Annotated in this window: 3 protein-coding genes; 1 reads left to right on the top strand and 2 read right to left on the bottom strand. The window is 46.3% G+C overall.

Annotated features, from left to right (window positions below):
• Positions 1-133 precede the first annotated feature (133 nt).
• Positions 134-1,123 (top strand): group II intron reverse transcriptase/maturase, encoded by a 990-nt coding sequence (locus KDK15_RS07020; protein WP_257294654.1) that lies wholly within the window; start codon positions 134-136, stop codon positions 1,121-1,123.
• A gap of 112 nt (positions 1,124-1,235) precedes the next feature.
• On the opposite strand, the gene KDK15_RS07015 is transcribed toward KDK15_RS07020, so the two are convergent.
• Together KDK15_RS07015 and KDK15_RS07010 are read right to left on the bottom strand one after the other, a co-directional pair.
• On the bottom strand, positions 1,236-1,535 hold the full coding sequence (locus KDK15_RS07015) for a helix-turn-helix domain-containing protein (protein WP_257294653.1): 300 nt from the start codon (positions 1,533-1,535) through the stop codon (positions 1,236-1,238).
• The gene (locus KDK15_RS07010; RefSeq protein WP_257294652.1) at positions 1,532-1,855 is read right to left on the bottom strand and encodes a type II toxin-antitoxin system RelE/ParE family toxin; all 324 of its coding nucleotides are present in this window, start codon (positions 1,853-1,855) and stop codon (positions 1,532-1,534) included. The genes KDK15_RS07015 and KDK15_RS07010 overlap by 4 nt, the downstream gene beginning before the upstream one ends.
• Positions 1,856-2,161 lie beyond the last annotated feature (306 nt).

Below are 2,161 nucleotides of genomic sequence, written 5' to 3'. Positions count from 1 at the left end.
CTCTGAGTACCAATACAGGGCACAGGGGCGGATCAGCTCGTAGTAGTGATGAAGTCTCTGTAATGGAGATGGAGTGAAGGGGCTGACCTATCCAGCGGAAGGATTAGATCAACCAAACGTGTGGGATGAATCTATGACTGAAGCAAAACCGTTCACAATTTCGAAAACATTAGTGGAACCTGTTTTTCACGAAAACTCCTATGGTTACAGGCCGAACCGCAGTGCTCTTCAGGCGTTGGCAGTAACGCGGAAACGCTGCTGGCGGCGAGACTGGGTAATTGATCTGGATATTAAAGGATTTTTCGACAATCTGGATCATGACCTCATGATGAAAGCGGTGAAGCACCACATTAAGGAACCCTGGGTGTTGTTGTATATCAAGCGTTGGCTGGAAGCGCCTGCTGATGATGGCAAGGAGTTGATTGAACGAAGTATGGGTACGCCGCAAGGAGGGGTTATCAGCCCACTGCTGGCGAACCTTTTTATGCATTATGCCTTTGATCATTGGTTGGAATGTAATATCCAGAATGTATGGTTTGAGCGTTATGCCGATGATGCGGTAATCCACTGTCGTACAAGGCAGGAAGCAGAGTCTACTTTGGAACGGGTCAGGCAACGTCTAAAAGACTGTGGTCTGACGCTGCATCCGGAAAAGACGAAGCTTGTGTATTGCATGGATGTGGATAGACCAGAAAAGCATGAGAATACATCGTTTGATTTTCTGAGCTACACCTTTCGCCCAAGGATGACCAGAAGCCGGTATGGGAAGTACTTTGTCAGTTTCCTGCCCGCAATAAGCAAGGCTTCGGCTCAGCATATTCGGGACACTATCAGGGATCTGGAAATACCAACCAAGCGATCATTCTACTCGCTGGATGAGTTGGCGAAGTTGATCAATCCCTATGTTCAGGGCTGGATCAATTACTACGGTAAATTTTACCGATCGGAGTTGAAAAGAGTTCTGAATTATGTGGAAGCAACGCTGGTTCGCTGGGCAATGGGTAAATATAAGAAATTGAGGGGTCGGAAAAAGCGAGCTTCCTGCTGTTTGGGGAAGGTGGCAAAACGAGCCCCGAGGTTAATGGCACACTGGCGAATAGGCTGTGTGTCAACGGTTGGATAGGAAGAGCCGGATGAGGGGAGACCTTCAAGTCCGGATCTGTGAGCAACTGAGGGGGAGGTTCCTTCGGTTGACTCGACTGGGGAGGGCTGGAGAAAGACCAGCCTTACCCGATTTAGGTGGCTGGACGCGGTTCAAAGCTGATTTTAACTTTGTAGCCAATTGCCTTAGCGTAATCTTCGATTGTTGAGAGCTTTGGGGATGTTTTGGAATTAACATTTTCTAGTCTGGAAATGTTGCTTTTCTGCGTGTGGAGCATTTCAGCCATCTCTTCTTGAGTAAGGCCAGCTTCCTTACGCATCGCTATGAGTTTTTTTCTCAACTCATAGGAAAGTTCTTGCTGCTCGTACTCCTCGCGAACTTCAGGATCAGCAAGTGCTTTTTTCTTAAAATCAGCGAATGATGGTCTGCTCATTTTTTCACCTCCTTCATCCGTTTTTTGGCAAGATCCAATTCCTTTTTTGGTGTTTTCTGAGTCTTTTTCACGAAGGAGTTCAGAATGATAATTTCTTGCCCCTTCATCATACAGTACAGAGAACGACCGATACCTTCCTTGCCTTTTGCTCGAATTTCAAAGAGACCGTCGCCCATCGGGGCTGTGTAAGGTTTACCAAGAGCAGGGCCAAATTCTTCAATCATTTCAATGATATGGATGAAGTTAGCCAATATACCTTTTGGAAATCCTAATGTCTCTTCCTCTATCTTCTCGTTATAAAACGTAACCTGCCACTTCAAAAAAGGTTATCATATTTGATAACTATTGCAAGAAAAAGTTCCCGAGTGCTGAATGGATGTTTGAGTGCCACCTAACGCAGAGCTAAGCGGCGGCGCGTCTAGCTCCGTCCGCTGGATGCTCTTGTTGAACCAAGCCGCTAACGCGGCAAAAAATACCTTTTATCCTCATTCCTCTGCAATTTCCAATACTTCCTAATACCCCTACCACTCCGGTGCGGCTTACTATAAGGAAGCAACATGGAACATTCTGAACAAAAACGGTTTGAAAAACTGTACCAGAAACACCTCACCACCCTGAAACTCCAG

The organism is Endozoicomonas sp. YOMI1, from assembly GCF_024606345.1.
In the GTDB taxonomy this organism is placed as follows: domain Bacteria; phylum Pseudomonadota; class Gammaproteobacteria; order Pseudomonadales; family Endozoicomonadaceae; genus Endozoicomonas.
The sequence above is the reverse complement of the archived record's forward strand: the minus strand, read 5'-3'. Positions and strand labels throughout refer to the sequence as shown.